Below are 17,124 nucleotides of genomic sequence, written 5' to 3'. Positions count from 1 at the left end.
CACATGATGTTGAGATGCTGGCCGCGTTCCCAGCGCGGCAATGTGGCGATATCCGGGAACAGCAGTACCCACAGCGCGTTACCGGAGACGCTCTCGAGGTTGCGGTCGCGGGCGTACGCCGGGCACAGGCCCATCGACTCCAGCGCCGAATCTCGACGTCTACCCAAGCGGGATTTCTTGAACCCGCGCCGGGACCGAGTCCAGCATGGCGAGGGTGGCCTCGTCGAGCACGAGCGAGCCCGCGGTGACGTTGGCCTCCAGGTGGTTCACGCTCGCGGTGCCGGGGATGAGGTGCGTGTTCGGGGCGTGGTGGAGCAGCCAGGCCAGACCGACCTGGGCGGGGGTGACGTCCAGTGCCTTGGCCGCGTCGAGCACGGCGGGCTCCTCGGTCACCTTCGGCATGCCGGGGAAGGCGCCGCCGAGCGGGAAGAACGGCACCCAGGCGATGCCCTCGGCCACGCAGAGCCGCAGCATGTCCTCGTTGTCGCGCGCGACGAGGCTGTAGGAGTTCTGCACGCACGCGATGCCGGCCGGGAGCGCGTGACGCAGACCGTCGAGCGTGACGGCGCTGAGCCCGATCGCGCCGATCTTGCCCTCGTCGCGCATCGCGATCATCACCGCGAGCTGGTCGTCGAGATCGACCACCTGGTCGCCTTCGGGCCGCAGCCCGGGGCCGGTGTCGAGGCGGCGCAGGTTGACCAGCGGGATCCGGTCGAGGCCCAGGCTGACCAGGTTGTCCTCGACGCTCGCCCGCAGCTGCTCGGGGCGTTGCGCGGACCGCAGCGGGATGGCGCCGCCGGGGTTGGGGTCGGCGCCGACCTTGCTGGCGACCAGGACGCCGTCCTCGGGCCGCAGCGCCTCGCGGATGACCTCATTGACGAAGCCGTTGCCGTAGAACTGGGCGGTGTCGACGTGATCGATGCCGAGTTCGACCGCGCGGCGCAGGAGGGCGAGGGCGGCATCGCGGTCATCGTGCAGGCGTTCGAGCTGCATGGCGCCGAATCCGACACGGGAAACGATGCGGCCGGCGAGCGGGCCGGTGCCGCCGGGACGAGTGGAAGTCATGGAAATCCTGTCCTCGTGCGATGATGGAAGAAACGGAGGAGCCTCCGTTAGATTCACCGTAGCACAACCGGAGGTGCCTCCGTTTTGAGTTCTCCCCGCCCGGGTCGCGCCGATGCCCGGCGCAACCGTGAGAAGCTCCTCGCCGTGGCGCGCGAGGTGTTCGCGGCCGCCGAGGGCGCCGTGTCGCTGGAGGCGATCGCCCGCGAGGCAGGTGTCGGGATCGGCACGCTCTACCGCCATTTCCCGACGCGTGAGGCGCTGGTCGAAGCCGTTTACGCCGCCGAGCTCGACGACGTGACGGCCAGCGCCGAGCAACTGTTGCGCGAGCGGCCGCCGGAAGCGGCGCTGCGGGCGTGGATGGAGCGCTACGCGGCGTTCGTCGCGACCAAGCGCGGGATGCTCGACACGCTGCGCGCCGGATGGGCCTCGGGAGCGATCGCGACGCCGGCCACGCGGGAGCGCATCACCGGAGCGATCGGCGCGATCCTCGATGCGGGGACGCGCACCGGGGAGTTCCGCGACGACGTCGACGCCGGGGACGTCACCACGCTGCTCCTCGGCACACTGCTCGCGACGACGTCCGACAGCCCGAAGGGGCAGGTGGCTCGGCTGTTCGACCTGGTCGTGGACGCGCTGCGGCCGCGGTGAACCGGCCCAGCCGGGCCGGTGGCTCGATGTCGCGGTCCGGCGGGCGGGAGAACACGGTGAGCAGCGCTCTCTACGCATCGGCCGCGGTGGCGGCTCTGGTGATCTTCGTGCTGCGTGTGGTGCGGGAGCCGCGACGGCTCGGCAACGCGGTGTGGCTCGGCATCACGGCCCTGTGCGGGATCTTGTTCGTGGTGTCGGCGGCCGACCACGTGCCGTGGCTGGCAGGTGTGCTGCGCGGCGCGCTGGTGGTGCTGCTGGTGGCGCTGAACCTGGTCCTGCCGGTCGCGTTGATCGTCAACGGTGTGCTGATGTGGCAGCGCGAACGGCGCCGGCCGGCCAACCTGCTGTCGCTGTTCGCCGGCCTCGGTCTGGCCGGGTGCGTGGCGGTGTTCGCGATCGCCGGCCGGCCCGCTGGATCAGCGCCGCGGCGGGTTCGGTGGCGCTGGTGGTCGGCTACGTGGCGTTCCACGCCCTGCTCTACGGTCGGCTCGTCCGGCCGCACCGGATCGCGGCGATCGTGGTGCCCGGCGCGGGACTGAGCGGGGAGAAGGTGCCGCCGCTGCTGGCGAGCCGGCTGGACACCGCGGTCCGCCTGTACCGGCGTGCGGCCCGCCGCGGCGCCGGGCCCGTGGTCGTCGTGTCGGGCGCGCAGGGGCCGGGCGAGACCGTCACCGAGGCGGCCGCGATGCGTGAGCACCTCCTCGCCGCCGGTGTGCCGGAGTCGCGGGTGCTGACCGAGGAGGAGGCGGTGACGACGGAGGAGAACCTGCGACTGAGCGCGGACCTGCTGGCCCGCCACGGCCGCCGGGGCCGGGTCGTGGCCGTCACGAACAACTACCACGTGTTCCGCACCGCGGTGATCGCCCGGCGCCGCAGGCTCGACATGGCCGTGGTGGGCGCGCCGACCGCCTGGTACTTCCTGCCCAGCGCGTTCCTGCGGGAGTTCGTCGCGCTGCTGGCGCATTACCGGCGCACCAACATCGCGGCCCTCGCGGTGCTGACGGTGGCGCCGTGGGTGGTGGCGTTCGGCTGACGCCCGGAAGACCGGTGGGGCCCCGGTACCGCGCCGGCGCATGACCGATGCCGAGATCACCCCGGATCTGGTCCGGGAACTGCTTCGGAGCAGCACCCGGACCTCGCGGGGCTGCCCCTGAGTGAGGTGGCGGGCGGCTGGGGCAACCAGCAGTGGCGCCTCGGGGACGAGCTGCCTGTTCGCGTGCCGCGTACCGAAGGCGCTCCGGATCTCCTGCGGAAGGAGCGGCGGTGGCTGCCCGTCCTGGCTCCGCGCCTTCCGCTGCCGGTTCCGGTCCCGGTGCGAACCGGTGAACCGTCCCCGCGCTTTCCGAAGCCGTGCACCGTCATGACGTGGGTTCCCGGCGAGCCCCTGGACTCCAGCTCGATCTGCCGTGGCGACCACGCGGCCGGTACGGCCGCGGGCTTCCTCAGGACACTGCATGTCGAGGCCCCCGACGATGCACCGGACCGCGGCGGTCATCCGAAGGAGTACACGGACGGCTTCGACGAATTCGTGCAAGCCGTCGCGCCGGGCGACATCACCGGCGAAGCCTGGGCCGCCTGAGAGGACGCCGTCGCGGCGCCCGCGCGGCAGGGGCCGCAGGTCTGGGTGCACGGCGACCTCCACCCCGCGAACGTCGTCGTCGCGGACGGAACGCTGGCGGGGGTGATCGACTTCGGTGACCTGTTCGCCGGCGACCCGGCCTGGGACCTCGCGGCCGCGTGGGTGATCCTTCCCCGCGGTGCCGCCGCACGGTTCTTCGACCGGTACGCCCTCGCGGACGAGGCGACGATCCGGCGCGCCCGCGGGCTCGCCGTCCTGAAGAGCCTGTTCCTCATGCGCATAGGTCAGAACGGAGACCGGGGCCTTTAGCCGAACTCGCCACCGTACCCAAAGCCGTACACAGCCTGGACGTCCCAACCCGCCCAGAACTCCCGCTGCAGAACCCGTTCGCTGTCATCGCTCCTCGCATCCACGCAGCGACTAGCATCAACGCCGACGACTGCGAATGGCTCCTGCAACGGCTCGACCAACTCCAAGCCGGCTACCGCCTACTCGAAACGACCGAGGGCCGGTTCGTCCTGTACGGAGACGCCTGGCAAGGCAACGTCCCCGTCCCCGACGACGGCCAGCCGATTCTGCTCGACCTCGAAGCGTTCTCGATCGGCCCCAAACAATGTGACCTCGTGCAAATCGCCGTCGACTACACCGACTTCGCCCGCCTCACCGATGCCGACTACAAGGCCTTCCTCGCCGCCTACGGCGACGACGACATCACCGGAACCCCCGAGTTCCGTACCTTCGCCGACATCCAGGAACTGCGCGGGGTCGCCTTCGCCGCCAGCAAAGCCACCAGTAACCCCAACGCTGCCCACGGGACCCGTCACCGCATCGCCTGCCTGCAGGGCACGAAGCCGTATCCTTCGGCCTGGTCCCCCGTGAACAGGCGATGTCGCGAGGTGCGGGGCCGGGAGCACCTTGCGGGCCGCGCGGGCACGTCATGGCTACCACTCACTGCAGATGAGAAAGGAAAACCTGTGATCGACGTGGCCCGGTGCCACTCGACCGGCGGGCGCCCGGAAGCGCGTTGTTGCGCGAGAAGATGGCCGATCCGGCCGGCGCCCGCAGGACGGTGTTGTGCAGCGCGAGGTTGTCACCTCCCGCGCCCGTCACGGTGAAGGCGGGGCCGCACAGCCGCGCGCCGGTCCACACCGGCAAAGACTTCCCCTGGTTGCTGGGTGTCCCGGTCACCATCGGTGGCATGGAGATCCACTCCGGTGACCTCGCGGTGGGTCGACGACGACGGTGCCGCCGTCCTCCCCGCGGCGGAGATCGACGGGATTCTCGAGCGGGCCGACGGCCCGCGTCCGGCAGGAAGCCGAGTACCTGTCTCTCATCGCCTGGGCGCAGTGGATCTCTACGACCTCGAGGTCAACGGGCGATGCGGATGACGGCTTGCCTCGCCGTGCGCGTCTGGTGCCGGCCGCGAGAACGTGGCGTTCCTTGCTTGCGGAAGTCTCGGCGTCGAGTTGCAGCACGAGCAGGCCGCCGAGCGCGGCGAGCGGGACGGTCCACCCGCCGGTGGCGGAGTGCAGGGCGCCGAGCCCGATGGGGCCGAGACCGGCGAGCAGGTAGCCGAAACCCTGTGCCATGGTTGACACGTGCGCGGTGTGCGCCGTGTCCGGCGAGCGCCACACGATGTAGGTCAGGATTGTTCCTCGCGGAAACAGGCATGAGTTTCCCCCGCTGGTGGACCCAGCTGCCCATCCGCCGCGCGTTGCTGATGCTCGCCGACGGCACACCGGTGACCGACACCGCGATGGCGTGCGGGTGGACGAATCCGAGCGCGTTCATCGAGAACTTCACGGCGCTGGTCGGCCGGACACTCGGCCCGGTACCAGCGGTCGCTCTTGACTTCCTGACCGGCCGACCGACCGGTGGTGCGTCGACCTCAGGCGGAGACGCCGTCGCCGAGCGAGCCGTGCAGGCTGCCGCAGAACGCGGCGACCAGACGGTGGCTCACCTGGACCTGCACCGGCGTGTTCGCCGGCCGGGCCGGCCGCGGACGGCGCAACGCGACAGCACGGAACACGGACGGTGCCGCTGCATCACAGAAAGGTCAGGCGTTGAGCGCTGCGGCTACAACGTCGGCCAGTGGGGTGGTCGGCCGGCCGATCAGACGGCTGAGGTCCCGGCTGCTGGTGTCGAGGTGGCCCAGAGCTGTGTTGAGGTCGGAGTCGGTGAGCATTTCCGCTTTCGCCTCCGGCACGCCCGCGTCGACGAGGAGCTTTGTGTATTCGACCGGCGGCAGGTCCTGGTAGGCGATGTGCGTGCCGCTCTGGCGTGACACCTCGGCGGCGAGTTCGGCCAGGGTGAACGGTTCGTCCCCGCCGAGTTCGTACGTCCGGTTCTCGTGTCCGTCTTCCAGGAGCACTGCGGCCGCGGCGGCTGCGTAGTCGGCCCGCGCCGCGCCGGCGACGCGGCCGTTGCCCGCGCTGCCGAAGATGACGTTGGTCTTCATGGCCGGACCCAGGTTCTCGGTGTAGTTCTCCAGGTACCAGCCGTTCCGGAGGAAGACGAACGGCAGCCCGGAGCGTTCGATCAGCTGCTCGGTCGTCTTGTGCTCAACGGCCAGCGCCATGGGCGATGACTGCGCGCGAAGCATGCTCGTGTAGGTGATCAGGCCGATGCCGGCGGTCTTCGCGGCGTCGATCACGTTCCGGTGCTGGTCGACTCGCTGTCCGACCGCGCTGGACGAGATCAGCAGCAGCTTGTCGGCGCCGGCGAACGCTCCCGCGAGCGTGGCGGGCTTGCGGTAATCGGCTTCGCGCACCAGAACACCAGGGGTGGCGAGGTCCGTGGCTTTCTCCGGGCTACGCACGGGTGCGATGATTTCTGAGGCCGCGGCACCACGTTCCAGTAGCGCATCGATGACGAGACGGCCGAGGTTTCCCGTGGCTCCGGTGACGACGATGGTCATGATCGATCCTTCTGTTTGACACGATGTGGTCAGGAATGCAGGGTGTGCGTGCCCGGCCAAGTGATCTCGGTCCGGGTGAGAGACAGCTCGAAGGCCTTGGCGACCGCGTCCGGACTGGACCGTGGCGCGGGGCTGATGAGAAGGTCGACGACGGTTGCGGGCGACCCGGCCATCGCTGCCGGATCGAGCTCGATCTGCTGGTTCGGCACTGTCCGGCCGTTGACGATCGCGTCGGCGACATCGGTGGAGTGGATCGGCCGGAACCGGCGTGAGGGGCTGGCGAAGACCCGGACGGGAGCCTCGGGGTCCGTTTGCTTGAACATCAGCTCGAACGGGCACGGGGCGCTGTGTCCGCCCGCGATCGCGTCGATCCGGAAGTCACGCTGTCCCGGACTGTCGGGACCAGATCCTCGGCCTGCCCCTTCGACCTGACGTACCACTTGTCGTCGGCCGGGTCGGCACCTAGGTACGACAGGTAGACGAGCCGAGTAGTCGGGCTGACCGCGCCGACAATCAGGCGCGTGGTCGCGACATTGCCGGCCTCGTAGGTCTCCCAGTCCCGCGCCGCGAACACCCCGCTGAGGTGAACGACCGCCGAAGCTTCCGCGAGCACGTCGAGGGCGCGCGGCGATTGCGTCCAGCCGACGATGACCTCGTCGGCCGGCAGGTCCTCCCGGTCCCCGGACGAGTGCGACGACCCGGAGGTGCTGCCCGTTGAGCCGGGCCGGGACATCTGGTCCGGTGCGGCTGTTCGCGCCGCTGACGACGACGGTCGGATGGCGTTCGACATGGCGACCTCTCAAATTTGTGTGCTTAGCAAATATATAACACGGCATATATACGCACAGCATGTAATTCGCTCATGTGGGTTCTCTGGCCGGCTCTGTCCGAGCGCACGTTTTGAGAGCAGGTCGCCGGGTCTATGGCAAGCCCTCGAACTGACGTCTCCCTAGTTGCATAACTCGGGCCGCTGTTCGACATCGTGACACACCGCAGTGTAGCGAGATGTCCCCTTTCTCAGCCACCGCGGTCCCAGCGGGACGCACATGACGGCCAAGATTCTCGTCGGGCTTCCAACAGCGGCCGGACGTCACCGTGCAGCTTCTCCGCGACCATTGGCGCCATCCCCGCGGAACCGGCGAGCCGTCCTTCGTCAGGTGTGGAAACCAGGATTCCGGGCGGCGGAGGCCACCTGGGGGCATCCCGACCTCGTCACCGAAACCACGACCCGGCTCTATGGACCCGCCCTGGTTCGAGCGTGGGATCGGCTGCATCCACGGCTGACCCACCGCATCGCCTGGGCCGGCCACGACGGCACTCTGCCGATCATCGAGGGCACTGTGATTCGGCTCGAAGTTCAGCGGCTGCCCTCCGGGGCGATCCCGAAACCCGTGTGGCTTTGGCACTCCCGCATCGGTCTGGACCACACCGAGGTTGATCTGGTCTGGCAGGCGTTCCTGCGCCGGTTCGACATCGAGCACACCTTCCGCATGCTCAAGCAAACCCTCGGCCGGACCACCCCAAAACTTCGCTCACCCGAAGCGGCCGACCGCTGGACCTGGCTGCTGCTCACCGCCTACACCCAACTGCGCCTCGCCCGTGACCTCACAGCGGACTTGCGCCGTCCTTGGGAGAAACCCCGACAAGCCAAGCGACTCACCCCGGCCAGGGTCCGCCGGGGGTTTCGGAACCTGCGTCCACAACTCGCCTGCCCCGCCGGCGTCCCGAAACCCTCGCGGCCCGGCCCCGGACGTCCGGCCGGAACACCCAATCACCGACCCGCGTCACGCCATGACGTCCACACTGTCACCAGCACGAACACACGAAAACCCAAGCACAGCAAGAACACCAAATCGAGCAACCCATGGCCTCGCCGAACCGGTTAAAACTCAAGCTAGGTGTCCGCGGAGTTGTCGCCCCGTCCCTCTTGCAGCTCGTCGCACGATACGGTTCACTGTTCGCTATCGTGCTACATTGATGGAGATGGCATGCTTGAGATCGCTCTCCTCACCATCTGCGGGATCTGGACCGGCGCCGTCACGACGATCGCCTGGGAGCGGATCCCGGTCTGGCGTCGTCTCGACCTCGTGTCTCGTGCCGTGGATTTCCGCAGATCGCTGAAGCGGATGGATCCCACGATGCCGATCGTCGCGGTGGTGATCCTCGCACTGGGCGGCATGTACGCGCTGCGGCACGATGGTGCCGCGCGCGTCCTTACCTGGCTCGGGTTCGCGGGGGTCGCGCTGATCGTCGTTGGTTCGATCGTGCTGCTGGAGCCCATCAACTCCAAGTTCCGCCGACTGCCCGAGGGCACTCCTCCGGAGCACGCTGCGACGCTCTTCGTTCGCTGGTCGTGGCTGCACATCGTCCGGGCGGGGGTGGCCATCGCCAGCCTGGCGCTGTTTGTGGCTGCGACAGTGTCCTAGGTGATCGATTGGAAGGGAAAGCGAGTGCGAGAGCCTTCTCTTGACGAGGTCTCGGTGGCAGTGGCCGGCCTGCTTCACGACGAGGAGATCGGGACGCTGGCGACGATCGACGGCGACGGTTCGCCGGCCGCCTCGACCATGCACATCGCTTCCGACGGGTTCTCGGTGTACATGCACACCTTCACCTACAACCGGAAGTACGCCGAAATGCTGGAGAATCCCCGCGTCAGCTACGCGGTGACCCACCTCGGCAGCTACGAGGAGCGTTTCCAGGTGTACTCACTCCAGGTCAAGGGCTGGGCGACGTCATGGCTCGCTGACATCGCGATGTACGACAACGTGAAGAATCCCGCGACTACACCCAGCAGGTCTTCTTCCGGATCGACCCGGTTTCGGCCCTCTGGACCGACAACCGCGTGCGGCTCCTGTGGCGCAGGATCCTCGACTTCTCGTCCGATGGCCGGAGCATGACCGGCATGCGCCCTTGCGACGTTGTCGTCGGCCGAAGAACCGGCACAAAGGTGGCTTCGTTCGGGGTGAGCACCCTGCCGAAGGCGTCGACAACGCCGTTGAAGAGCGGTTCACCCCGCATCGAGGCGACCCTGCAGCCCGCGCCGTACCACCCGTACGCCCACACGGCCTACCGCAGCAACGACTAGTAGGAAAGACACGCCGGAAGGAAGACTAATGAGGTCAATTCGGTCCCTCACTCTCGATGACGCCCGCGCGATTATCGCGGCGGGCGAGCAGTTCGCCACGTCCAGCGGTCTCGGGGTCGCGATCGCAGTCGTCGATCAGACTTCGTACGTCCTCCAGGTTTCGCGGTTGGAGGGGGCTGGACTCGGGACGCCCGACGCGGCTCTCGCCAAGGCGCGGTCGGCTGCGACCAACGGCTATGCAACCGAGTTTTGGGCTCAGAACGCGAACGGCGATCAGATCGGCGTGATGAGCATTCCTCTGGTCAGCACCGTGGCCGGCGGTCTGCCTGTTCTCGTCGATGGACAGCTGGTGGGCGCTGTCGGCGTTGCCGGCGGACCGCCGCACCTGGACGTCCAGATCGCCGAAGCGGGCATTGCCGCCCTCCTGGAAAACGCGTCTTGATGGGGGACAAGTACGACGTCATCGTCGCCGGTGGCGGGCCGGTAGGGCTCATCACGGCGCTCAAGCTCGGGCGTTCGGGCGTCCGCGTTCTCGTCCTCGACCGGCTTGAGAGCGTCTCGACGGCGCCGCGCGCTCTGGGCTACCAGTGGCCGAGCCCGCTGGTACTCGAGGACATCGGCGTGCTCGATGACGCGATCGCCGCGGGCGTGGTCAAGACCGAGCTTGCGTTTCGAAGTGCGGCCACAGGCGCCGTGGACAGGCTAACGCTCGATTGCCTACCCGCCGACGAGAAGGGGCGCCGCCCCTTCGATATCGGGCTTGGTCAGGACACGCTCGCTCAGATCATCGTCGAGCATCTCAGCACGCAGGAGACCGTAGACGTACGCTGGGGCACCGAGGTGGTCGGGCTCGAGCAGACACCCAACGAGGTTGTCATCACCGCCGAAACCGAGAGCGATCGCACGAAGTTCCGCAGCAGCTACCTCGTCGGCGCTGACGGCTCGCACAGCACTGTGCGAAAGCTGCTGGGTCTTGCATTCGAGGGCCGTACCTGGCCAGATCGTTTCGTGGCGACGAACATCCGGTACGACTTCGCGGCGCATGGCTACGCGCCCTCGGTCTTCGTGCGCGACCCGGTCGACTGGGCGTTCATCATCCAGTACGGACACGACAACCTCTGGCGCGTGACTTATGGCGAGGCCGCGAGCTTGCCGAGGGAAACGGTGAGCGACCGGGTCGAGGAGCACTTCAGGCGCATCTTGCCCGATCCGGACCAACCGTACGAGATCGTTGCGATGAATTCGTATCAGGTGCACGAGCGCTGCGCGCCGACGTTCCGCGTCGGTCGGGTGCTGCTCGCCGGTGACGCCGCGCATGTCAACAATCCATCCGGAGGCTTCGGCCTGCTCGGGGGAATATACGATGCGAACGCGCTCGGACTGGCACTCATCTCCACCTTCGAAGGTGTGCGGGACGAGCGGGTCCTGGATTGGTATGCCGAGGAGCGACGCCAAATCTTCCTCAAAAAGACCTCGCCGTACGCAACGCGTTACAAGGGCTCGATGATGGTGCCCGAGGAGATCAAGCAGTTCGAAGGATTCTTGCGCGCCGCGAAAGCTGACTTGGGCACGATGCGTCAGCTTCTTTCCGCTCCTGCGAGCATTGTCGGTACGTTCCCGATCGAGCCCGGTTCGCGACTGGAACGCGCTTAGGGCGCGTCCTCAAAGAGCCATTGCTACCGGTGTCGGGGACGAAGGGACGTCCGCGGGTCGATGACCGCCGGGTGATCAATGGGATGTTGTTCAAGGCCAAGACCGGGGTGGCTTGGCGTGACTTGCCGGGGCGGTATGGGCCGTGGAAGACGGTCTACAACCGGTTCTGGCGCTGGTCACGTACCGGCACTCTGTCCGCGTTGGTGGCACGGGTTCGTGTGATTGCCGAGGCGATTGACGAACTCGACCGCGAAGTTTCGGTCGATTCCAGCATCGTGTGGGCGCATCAGCACGCTGCCGGCGCCCGCCGCATGACTGCGTCCCACACAGGGGGAAGCGCTCTCGTGCGGCGGACACAGCGAAGCACATGATCATGCCATGGGCCGGTCCCGCGGCGGACCAACCACCAAGATCCATCTCGCCTGCGACGGCCACGGACGGCCCTTGTCGATCCTGTTGGCCGGCGGCAACGTCAACGACTGCGCCATGTTCACGCAGGTCATGGCGGGCATCGAGTTCCACCGGCCAGGCCCAGGCCGTCCGCCGACCCGGCCGAGCAGGGTTCCTGGCCGACAAGGGCTACTCCAGCCGCGCCATCCGCTCTTACCTGCGCCGACGGCGCATCCCGGCGACCATTCCCGAACGACGGGACCAGCAGGCCAACCGGCGGCGCCGCGGCCGGGCCGGTGGACGCCCACCGGCCTTCGACCGCGCTGCCTACAAACGCCGCAACTGAGCTTGGCCCCGTGGCCCGGACACCTGACCTGAGGTGAGCGTCGGTCACCGGGGAGGATGTTGCGGTGCCTGCACCACACCCGCCTGAGTTCCGTCAGCGCGCCGTCGAGTTGGCCCGTCTGGGCGACAAACCGGTCGCCGCGCTGGCGAAGGACCTGGGCATCAGCGAGTCGTGTCTGCGGAACTGGATGGCCCAGGCGGACGCCGATGAGAACGGTAGTTCGGCGCGGCTGACCAGTGCGGAGAAGAAGGAACTGGCCGAGCTGCGGAAGAAGAACCGGCAGCTCGAGCTGGAGAACGAGATCCTCAAACGGGCAGCGGCCTATTTCGCCCGGGAAAACATCCTCCCAAAGTAATCTACCCGCTGGTCCGCGAGTTAGCCGACGACGGTATTGATGTCGCGGTGGCCTGCCGGGTGTTGAAGGTTTCCCGTTCCGGCTATCACGAGTGGCACACGCGGCCGCCCGCTGCTCGTGACGAGGAGAACGAATTGTTACTCAAGCACATCCGGTCCATTCACGCCGAGTCGCGCGGCACCTATGGTTGGCCGCGGGCGCACGCCGAGCTCACGCTCGGGCTGGGCCTGCCGGTCAACCACAAACGGGTCGCACGACTCATGCGGCAGGCCGGCATCCAGGGCCTCTACCGGCGCCGCCGACGAGGCTGCACCGTGCGCGACCCCGCCGCAGAACGGGCCTCTGACCTGGTCAACCGCAACTTCACGGTGGACCAGCCAAACTGCCTGTGGATCACCGACATCACCGAGCACCCCACCGAGGACGGGAAGGTGTGCTGCGCGGCAGTGATGGACGCCTATTCCCGGCTCATCATCGGCTGGTCGATCGCCGACCACATGCGCTCCGAACTGGTCACCGACGCACTCGGCATGGCCATTTTCCGCCGAAACCCCGAAACCGGAACCACAATCCTGCATTCCGACCACGGCGCGCAATACACGTCCTGGGCGTTTGGTCAGCGACTCCGATCAGCCGGCCTGCTCGCCTCGATGGGCACCGTCGGCGACTGCTACGACAATTCCATGATGGAATCCTTCTGGGGCACCCTGCAACTCGACCTCCTCGACTCCAATCAATGGAAAACCCGCGAGGAACTTGCCAATGCCATCTTCGAATGGATAGAATGCTGGTATAATCCGAAACGGAGACATTCCAAAATCGGAATGCACAGCCCCGTCACGTTTGAAGCCCTGCACACGGAGTCAGGCCAAGATCACTGACCCCACACTCGAAGTGTCCGGCGAACGGGGGCAAGCTCAGGTCTCGCCCGGCCCGACTGTCCGTGCCGATGCTGATGGGATCCGGCATAACAGCACCTCCCGCAATCGTGTGCTATGCGAATATAGCACATATAATATATATACGCTCAGCATGTATCGTTGGTCACGGGTGGTTGCCGAGCGGTTTTCACCCGCACCTCCAGCGGTTGAGAGTCGGCGGACGTCTTTACGTGTCAACATATGGAACATTGTGCCCCAATACGTGCTCCAGTTCGCATCGGTTCGGGGGTTGCCTCATGCGCGGTAACCTGCTCTCCGTGGATCCCGAACCTGAGACACGCCCTGCCGGACTGATCGGCGCTGTTGACAACGTCCTCAAATTGCTGCGTCTGTTCGAGGGCCGGGAGCTGCTCCGGGTGAATCAGGTGAGCAGGGAGATGGGGTTGTCCCGGTCGACGGTGCACCGGATGCTCGCCACGCTCAACTACCACCAGTTCGTCGAGCAGGACGAGCACTCGCGCGGCTACCGGGCCGGGCCTGCTCTTGTCGACATCGGGCTGGCCGTGGTGCAGAACATGGACGTCCGTGCGGTGGCCTACGGCGCTCTCGTGCGACTGCGCGACGAGACAGGTGAGACGGTGCACCTGGCCACCCGGCGCGGTAACGAGGTGCTCTACGTCGAGGGCGTGGAGGGGGAGCGGATCCTCAAGACCGGATCGCGAGTGGGCTGGCGGTTGCCCGCGCACGCCACCGCCGCAGGCAAGGCCATTCTGGCCGAGCTGACGGACCAGGAACTGGCAGCACTCTATCCGGCCGAGACGTTGTCGACGGCCACCGAGCGGGCGGTCGGATCGCTGACCGCGCTGCGCGAGGCTCTGGCCGAAGTGCGGCTCTGCGGTTATGCCACGAACGACGCTGAGAGCGAGGAAGACGTCAGTGGTGTCGGAGCGGTTGTCAAGGACCGCCAGGGCAAGGTGTGCGCTGCGGTTGTGGTGACCGGCCCGCGTTCCAGGGCCGACCAGGGCTGGATCGAGCGGGTCGCAGGGGCGACCATGCGCACGGCCAAGGAACTGAGTGGCATCATCCTCTAGCCCAGTGGCTGGGATGGCCGCCCAGTGAACTACGAGGACCAGCAGGACGAAGTGAGTGCCGGAACACCCACTCGTCCCGAGGTCCTCCCGGCAGTCAAGCCAGCACGCCGCCATCAACCCCGCGCGTCAGGACTTTTGGCTGCAGGGTTGATGGGGCGGCCGGTTGCCGGCTACTCGTAGCCGGTCCTACGAACTTGCCTCGCTCCCGATGATCCGGGACGGCGTGGCTGATCGGCGCGAGCGTTGACGGCAACAGCGCGGCCGCGCCCATTCCCGCGATCGCCTGCCCGGCTCACAAAATGGTGATCGAGTTGGCGCTGAGTGCGACGGCGGCTCCCGTTCCGGCGAATGCCAGGCCGGCCTGGAAGACGATTCTCCGGCCGAAAACGTCCCCGACCGCTCTCGAGGTCAGAATGAACGCGAACGGTGCTTTGCACGAACTTCTCCTTCGGGTCGGTGTGGCTTCTGTACGATGACACAGGGAATCAATGGACAATGGTCAAACCGGCTCTGCGCACGCAGGTCCAAGAGTGTTCGTCGTCGTGATCAGCGGCCATCGCGTTGGACCAGGGTGGAACGGCACCACCTTGTGCGCTCGGGTTGCGGAATGCGTTCCCTGACCATCCGCAGGCTACCGCTGGAAACTCATTGCCGCAGACTGTCAGAAGCTTCATTCTTGACTGGGGCTGCGATATGCGCTCTCGGCTCGGGTGCGCGACCGATGGCGGGCGCCGCGTAGTATAGCGCACAGCATATATGCGCACATCATGTATCATGGTTCGGTGGATGAGATCGAGGAGTTCGGCCTGCTGGCCAAGGCACTGGTTCGCGATTCGGACCGCCGCATCAACGACCTGCTGCGGCCGCTGGGGCTCACCACGGGCCAAGCCGAGGCGCTGCAACTGCTCGACCGTTACGGTCCGCTCTCCCTGGGGCAGCTGGGTGCCCTGCTGATCGCGGAAGGTGGCCATCCGAGCCGACTGGTCGACCGCCTGGTTGCCTCTGGGCTCCTCGAACGGGAGGCCGCCCCTGATGACCGTCGGCGGATCGAGATCTCGTGTACGTCCCGCGGCCGGGAGCTCGCCCGCGCTGCCCGGGAACGCAAAGAGGTCTTCCGTGCCTGGTTGCGCGGTCGACTGGACGGGCGAGATCTGTCCTCGACCTTCGATGTGCTCGGTGCATGCCTGGACGACAGCCCGTTGGCGGAGACCGTGCGTCAACGCCGCACGCGAATGCTCGCCGGGGACGGGCAGGAGTGATTTCGGACCTTGTCCGCGCTCGCCCCCGATGTGCCGACGCCTTGGCCGGTGTCGACGGTGCGCCCTTGTGCAGGGCCTGCCGAGGCTGCACCGGAGGCGGACCGCGATCTGATCGCACCGCAAGCCTGAGGTCTCGCCGCCAAGTGGATGATGAGGGAATTCATGCGTGTTCTGTGTACCGCTCTGCCAGGCTCCGGGTTGTTCCTGCCCACAGTGTCGATGGCCTGGGCGTTGCGAGCGGCCGGCCGCGAGGTGCTGCTGCTGAACAACGCGTCGGCGCCGTCTCCGCTGCTGGGGCCGGGCTGCCGTGGCGAGCCCCTGCCGGAGCGTGACCTGTGGCCGGAGTTCATGGAGATGGTGGCGGACCGGGCGGCTGGAGAGGCGCCCCGTCCCCTACAACCGGAAATCGGATAGTGCCAGCCTGGTTGACCGAGCCGCCGGACCGCCCACGTGTCTGTGTCACCCTGGCACGGTGGTTCCCGCGCTGGGCGGGATCGCCGTGCTTCATGACATGCTGGCCCAACTGTCCCGATGGATATCGAGGTCCTGCTCGCGCTCAGTGATGCGGACTTGTCCGAGCTGGGACCCTGCCGGCGAACGTCCGTGCGCTCGGCTGGATGCCGCTGAGCGCCGTGATGCCGACATGCTCGGCGATCGTGCAGGATCCGGACCTCGCGCTGTGGGTTGTTGCCGGGGCGAGCATCTGGTTCTTCGTCGGCTTCTACATGATCATTCTGCTGGGCGGGTTGCAGGAGATACCGGCGGAGGTTCTCGAGGCCGCACGGTTGGACGGAGTCGGGTAATGGCGCACGGTGTTCAGTGTGATCCTGCCGATGTTGCGCCCGATGACGTTCTTCGTGCTGGTGCTGTCGACGATCGCCGGACTGGCGGGGTTGCAGGCGTTCGACCTGATCTACGTCATGACGCAGGGTGGTCCGGCCAACGGGACCAGCCTCGGCGTCTACTACATCTACCAGCAGGCTTTCAAGTTCGGAAACGTCGGCTACGCCTCGGCCATGGCCACCATGTACGCCCTGCTGCTCGTCGCGCTCACCGCGGTCGCGTTCCGCTTGATCCGAGGAGGCCGGTTCGACTTCGACGACCAGTGAGCCCGGAAAGCGAACGTCCGGCGTTATCCGGTTCGTGCTCGCGAGCGTGCTTGCGTTGGCCCAGCTCTTCCCGCTGGTTGGATGATTTCCGGGGCCTTCTCGTCGTGGCTCACGGTCATCACCAAGGTGTTCACCGAGATCCCGTTCGCCCGCTACCTGCTGAATTCCCTTCTCACGTCGGTGGCTGTCACCGTCTTGCTGCTGCTGTTCGGTTCGATGGCTGAACCGCCACGGGTTAGAGACCGGCTTCGGTGGCAGATCAGCGCCGGTCGGCTGGGGCTCGGCTTGACAGGACGGCAGATCGCGCCTGGCGTCGACGGCGAGGTACTCGGCGTAGGTGCCGTCCCGGTCGAGCGCCGACGTCCGTACACCACATCACCGACGGTGAGTTAGGTCGCTGCCGCACCAGGCCGACGACCGTGCCGGCGAAGTCCCAGCCCAGGATTTGCGAACGGGCGGTCGGAGAACTTGTGAATCCCCTGGCGTCAAGGGCATCTACCAGGTTGGCGGCCGCGGCGTGTACGCGGACCAGCACGTCGCCGGTGCTGGGCACGGGCAGGGGAGCGGACTCCACCTTCAGGACCGACCTGTCGCCGTGCTGATGTATGCGGACTGCTTTCATGACGGAGGCTTGCTTCTTCGCTGGTGGATTGCCGTTACCGGCGACAGTAGGCCGAGCCGGCCCGCATTACTGTCGGCCAGTCCGCGCGTTTCCCCTCAGCGCCCTGATCTTCGCGGCGCGGCCG

At 67.1% G+C, this 17,124-nt stretch carries 23 protein-coding genes and 3 pseudogenes; 20 read left to right on the top strand and 6 right to left on the bottom strand.

Going from position 1 to position 17,124, the window contains the following annotated elements; translation table 11 throughout:
• Positions 1-159: 159 nt before the first annotated feature.
• Positions 160-1,065: an aldo/keto reductase gene (locus AMY39116_RS0300120; RefSeq protein WP_020415668.1), complete on the bottom strand. Its 906-nt coding sequence runs from the start codon at positions 1,063-1,065 to the stop codon at positions 160-162.
• A gap of 84 nt (positions 1,066-1,149) precedes the next feature.
• Here AMY39116_RS0300120 and AMY39116_RS0300115 point away from each other — a divergent pair, with 84 nt between their 5' ends.
• The 4 genes and pseudogenes from AMY39116_RS0300115 (at position 1,150) to AMY39116_RS44970 (ending at position 3,601) form a co-directional block, all read left to right on the top strand.
• Entirely contained in the window at positions 1,150-1,713 is a 564-nt protein-coding gene (locus tag AMY39116_RS0300115; protein WP_027935502.1) for a TetR/AcrR family transcriptional regulator, read from the top strand.
• A gap of 56 nt (positions 1,714-1,769) precedes the next feature.
• Entirely contained in the window at positions 1,770-2,252 is a 483-nt protein-coding gene (locus tag AMY39116_RS47250) for a hypothetical protein (RefSeq protein ID WP_235716022.1), read from the top strand.
• Positions 2,159-2,746 (top strand): YdcF family protein, encoded by a 588-nt coding sequence (locus AMY39116_RS47245; protein ID WP_235716021.1) that lies wholly within the window; start codon positions 2,159-2,161, stop codon positions 2,744-2,746. Before AMY39116_RS47250 ends, AMY39116_RS47245 begins: the two co-directional genes overlap by 94 nt.
• Before the next feature lie 126 nt (positions 2,747-2,872).
• Positions 2,873-3,601 (top strand): annotated as a pseudogene (locus tag AMY39116_RS44970) (phosphotransferase).
• Between the two features lie 179 nt (positions 3,602-3,780).
• Here AMY39116_RS44970 and AMY39116_RS0300095 read toward each other — a convergent pair.
• The gene (locus AMY39116_RS0300095; RefSeq protein WP_020415663.1) at positions 3,781-4,116 is read right to left on the bottom strand and encodes a hypothetical protein; all 336 of its coding nucleotides are present in this window, start codon (positions 4,114-4,116) and stop codon (positions 3,781-3,783) included.
• A gap of 215 nt (positions 4,117-4,331) precedes the next feature.
• Here AMY39116_RS0300095 and AMY39116_RS47990 point away from each other — a divergent pair.
• A pseudogene (locus AMY39116_RS47990) lies at positions 4,332-5,102 on the top strand (helix-turn-helix domain-containing protein); the annotation flags it as partial.
• Positions 5,103-5,180: 78 nt separating this feature from the next.
• Here AMY39116_RS47990 and AMY39116_RS46515 read toward each other — a convergent pair.
• Genes AMY39116_RS46515 through AMY39116_RS0300070 form a run of 4 tightly spaced genes read right to left on the bottom strand, consistent with a single transcriptional unit; the run spans position 5,181 to position 6,999 of the window.
• On the bottom strand, positions 5,181-5,321 hold the full coding sequence (locus tag AMY39116_RS46515) for a hypothetical protein (protein WP_162146014.1): 141 nt from the start codon (positions 5,319-5,321) through the stop codon (positions 5,181-5,183).
• 27 nt (positions 5,322-5,348) lie between these two features.
• Positions 5,349-6,209 carry an SDR family oxidoreductase gene (locus tag AMY39116_RS0300080; protein ID WP_039791018.1) on the bottom strand — a complete coding sequence of 287 codons (861 nt, stop codon included), beginning with the start codon at positions 6,207-6,209 and terminating at the stop codon, positions 5,349-5,351.
• 29 nt (positions 6,210-6,238) lie between these two features.
• Positions 6,239-6,532, bottom strand: coding sequence for a hypothetical protein (locus AMY39116_RS0300075; protein ID WP_020415660.1), 294 nt, complete (start codon positions 6,530-6,532; stop codon positions 6,239-6,241).
• Entirely contained in the window at positions 6,532-6,999 is a 468-nt protein-coding gene (locus tag AMY39116_RS0300070) for a hypothetical protein (protein WP_157358322.1), read from the bottom strand. The genes AMY39116_RS0300075 and AMY39116_RS0300070 overlap by 1 nt, the downstream gene beginning before the upstream one ends.
• A 367-nt stretch (positions 7,000-7,366) precedes the next feature.
• On the opposite strand from AMY39116_RS0300070, the gene AMY39116_RS45105 reads away from it, so the two are divergent.
• From AMY39116_RS45105 to AMY39116_RS0300005, 15 genes and pseudogenes are all read left to right on the top strand, one after another.
• Positions 7,367-8,095 carry a transposase gene (locus AMY39116_RS45105; RefSeq protein WP_235716020.1) on the top strand — a complete coding sequence of 243 codons (729 nt, stop codon included), beginning with the start codon at positions 7,367-7,369 and terminating at the stop codon, positions 8,093-8,095.
• Positions 8,096-8,197: 102 nt separating this feature from the next.
• Positions 8,198-8,635 (top strand): DUF1772 domain-containing protein, encoded by a 438-nt coding sequence (locus AMY39116_RS0300065; RefSeq protein WP_020415658.1) that lies wholly within the window; start codon positions 8,198-8,200, stop codon positions 8,633-8,635.
• Complete coding sequence (locus AMY39116_RS45100; RefSeq protein WP_084505964.1) at positions 8,636-9,106, top strand: pyridoxamine 5'-phosphate oxidase family protein; 471 nt, start codon at positions 8,636-8,638, stop codon at positions 9,104-9,106.
• Positions 9,107-9,171: 65 nt separating this feature from the next.
• Entirely contained in the window at positions 9,172-9,294 is a 123-nt protein-coding gene (locus tag AMY39116_RS47770; RefSeq protein WP_255346826.1) for a hypothetical protein, read from the top strand.
• 28 nt (positions 9,295-9,322) lie between these two features.
• Positions 9,323-9,736, top strand: a complete 414-nt coding sequence (locus tag AMY39116_RS0300050) for a heme-binding protein (RefSeq protein ID WP_020415655.1) — start codon at positions 9,323-9,325, stop codon at positions 9,734-9,736.
• On the top strand, positions 9,736-10,947 hold the full coding sequence (locus tag AMY39116_RS41770) for an NAD(P)/FAD-dependent oxidoreductase (protein WP_020415654.1): 1,212 nt from the start codon (positions 9,736-9,738) through the stop codon (positions 10,945-10,947). Before AMY39116_RS0300050 ends, AMY39116_RS41770 begins: the two co-directional genes overlap by 1 nt.
• 44 nt (positions 10,948-10,991) lie before the next feature.
• Positions 10,992-11,680, top strand: a pseudogene (locus tag AMY39116_RS47240) (IS5 family transposase); the annotation flags it as partial.
• Positions 11,681-11,747: 67 nt separating this feature from the next.
• A complete protein-coding gene (locus AMY39116_RS45885; RefSeq protein ID WP_027935500.1) occupies positions 11,748-12,038 on the top strand; it encodes a transposase in 291 nt (96 codons plus the stop codon).
• Positions 12,038-12,919 carry an IS3 family transposase gene (locus AMY39116_RS0300035; RefSeq protein ID WP_039791016.1) on the top strand — a complete coding sequence of 294 codons (882 nt, stop codon included), beginning with the start codon at positions 12,038-12,040 and terminating at the stop codon, positions 12,917-12,919. Before AMY39116_RS45885 ends, AMY39116_RS0300035 begins: the two co-directional genes overlap by 1 nt.
• 317 nt (positions 12,920-13,236) lie before the next feature.
• A complete protein-coding gene (locus AMY39116_RS41765) occupies positions 13,237-14,010 on the top strand; it encodes an IclR family transcriptional regulator (protein ID WP_162146015.1) in 774 nt (257 codons plus the stop codon).
• A 782-nt stretch (positions 14,011-14,792) separates the two neighbouring features.
• Positions 14,793-15,269, top strand: a complete 477-nt coding sequence (locus AMY39116_RS44485) for a MarR family winged helix-turn-helix transcriptional regulator (RefSeq protein WP_020415650.1) — start codon at positions 14,793-14,795, stop codon at positions 15,267-15,269.
• Positions 15,270-15,431: 162 nt separating this feature from the next.
• Positions 15,432-15,683: a hypothetical protein gene (locus AMY39116_RS0300020; protein WP_157358318.1), complete on the top strand. Its 252-nt coding sequence runs from the start codon at positions 15,432-15,434 to the stop codon at positions 15,681-15,683.
• A 203-nt stretch (positions 15,684-15,886) separates the two neighbouring features.
• Positions 15,887-16,072, top strand: coding sequence for an ABC transporter permease subunit (locus tag AMY39116_RS44480; RefSeq protein ID WP_020415648.1), 186 nt, complete (start codon positions 15,887-15,889; stop codon positions 16,070-16,072).
• Between the two features lie 18 nt (positions 16,073-16,090).
• The gene (locus AMY39116_RS41755) at positions 16,091-16,378 is read left to right on the top strand and encodes a carbohydrate ABC transporter permease (protein ID WP_157358316.1); all 288 of its coding nucleotides are present in this window, start codon (positions 16,091-16,093) and stop codon (positions 16,376-16,378) included.
• 81 nt (positions 16,379-16,459) lie between these two features.
• A complete protein-coding gene (locus AMY39116_RS0300005; RefSeq protein WP_020415646.1) occupies positions 16,460-16,771 on the top strand; it encodes a hypothetical protein in 312 nt (103 codons plus the stop codon).
• The last annotated feature ends 353 nt before the right edge of the window (positions 16,772-17,124 follow it).

The sequence above is a fragment of the Amycolatopsis sp. ATCC 39116 genome, assembly GCF_000231075.2.
Taxonomy (GTDB): Bacteria; Actinomycetota; Actinomycetes; order Mycobacteriales; family Pseudonocardiaceae; genus Amycolatopsis_E; species Amycolatopsis_E tucumanensis.
This window is presented reverse-complemented; position numbering and strand designations above follow the sequence as displayed.

Excerpts from the sequence above, each read along its gene's own strand:
- AMY39116_RS0300070 (WP_157358322.1), bottom strand. The coding sequence starts at position 6,999 with ATGTCGAACGCCATCCGACCGTCGTCGTCAGCGGCGCGAACAGCCGCA.
- AMY39116_RS0300020 (WP_157358318.1), top strand. The coding sequence starts at position 15,432 with ATGCGTGTTCTGTGTACCGCTCTGCCAGGCTCCGGGTTGTTCCTGCCC.
- AMY39116_RS0300075 (WP_020415660.1), bottom strand. The coding sequence starts at position 6,532 with ATGTTCAAGCAAACGGACCCCGAGGCTCCCGTCCGGGTCTTCGCCAGC.
- AMY39116_RS41770 (WP_020415654.1), top strand. The coding sequence starts at position 9,736 with ATGGGGGACAAGTACGACGTCATCGTCGCCGGTGGCGGGCCGGTAGGG.
- AMY39116_RS0300120 (WP_020415668.1), bottom strand. The coding sequence starts at position 1,065 with ATGACTTCCACTCGTCCCGGCGGCACCGGCCCGCTCGCCGGCCGCATC.
- AMY39116_RS0300050 (WP_020415655.1), top strand. The coding sequence starts at position 9,323 with ATGAGGTCAATTCGGTCCCTCACTCTCGATGACGCCCGCGCGATTATC.
- AMY39116_RS0300005 (WP_020415646.1), top strand. The coding sequence starts at position 16,460 with ATGATTTCCGGGGCCTTCTCGTCGTGGCTCACGGTCATCACCAAGGTG.
- AMY39116_RS44480 (WP_020415648.1), top strand. The coding sequence starts at position 15,887 with ATGCCGCTGAGCGCCGTGATGCCGACATGCTCGGCGATCGTGCAGGAT.
- AMY39116_RS0300080 (WP_039791018.1), bottom strand. The coding sequence starts at position 6,209 with ATGACCATCGTCGTCACCGGAGCCACGGGAAACCTCGGCCGTCTCGTC.
- AMY39116_RS0300065 (WP_020415658.1), top strand. The coding sequence starts at position 8,198 with ATGCTTGAGATCGCTCTCCTCACCATCTGCGGGATCTGGACCGGCGCC.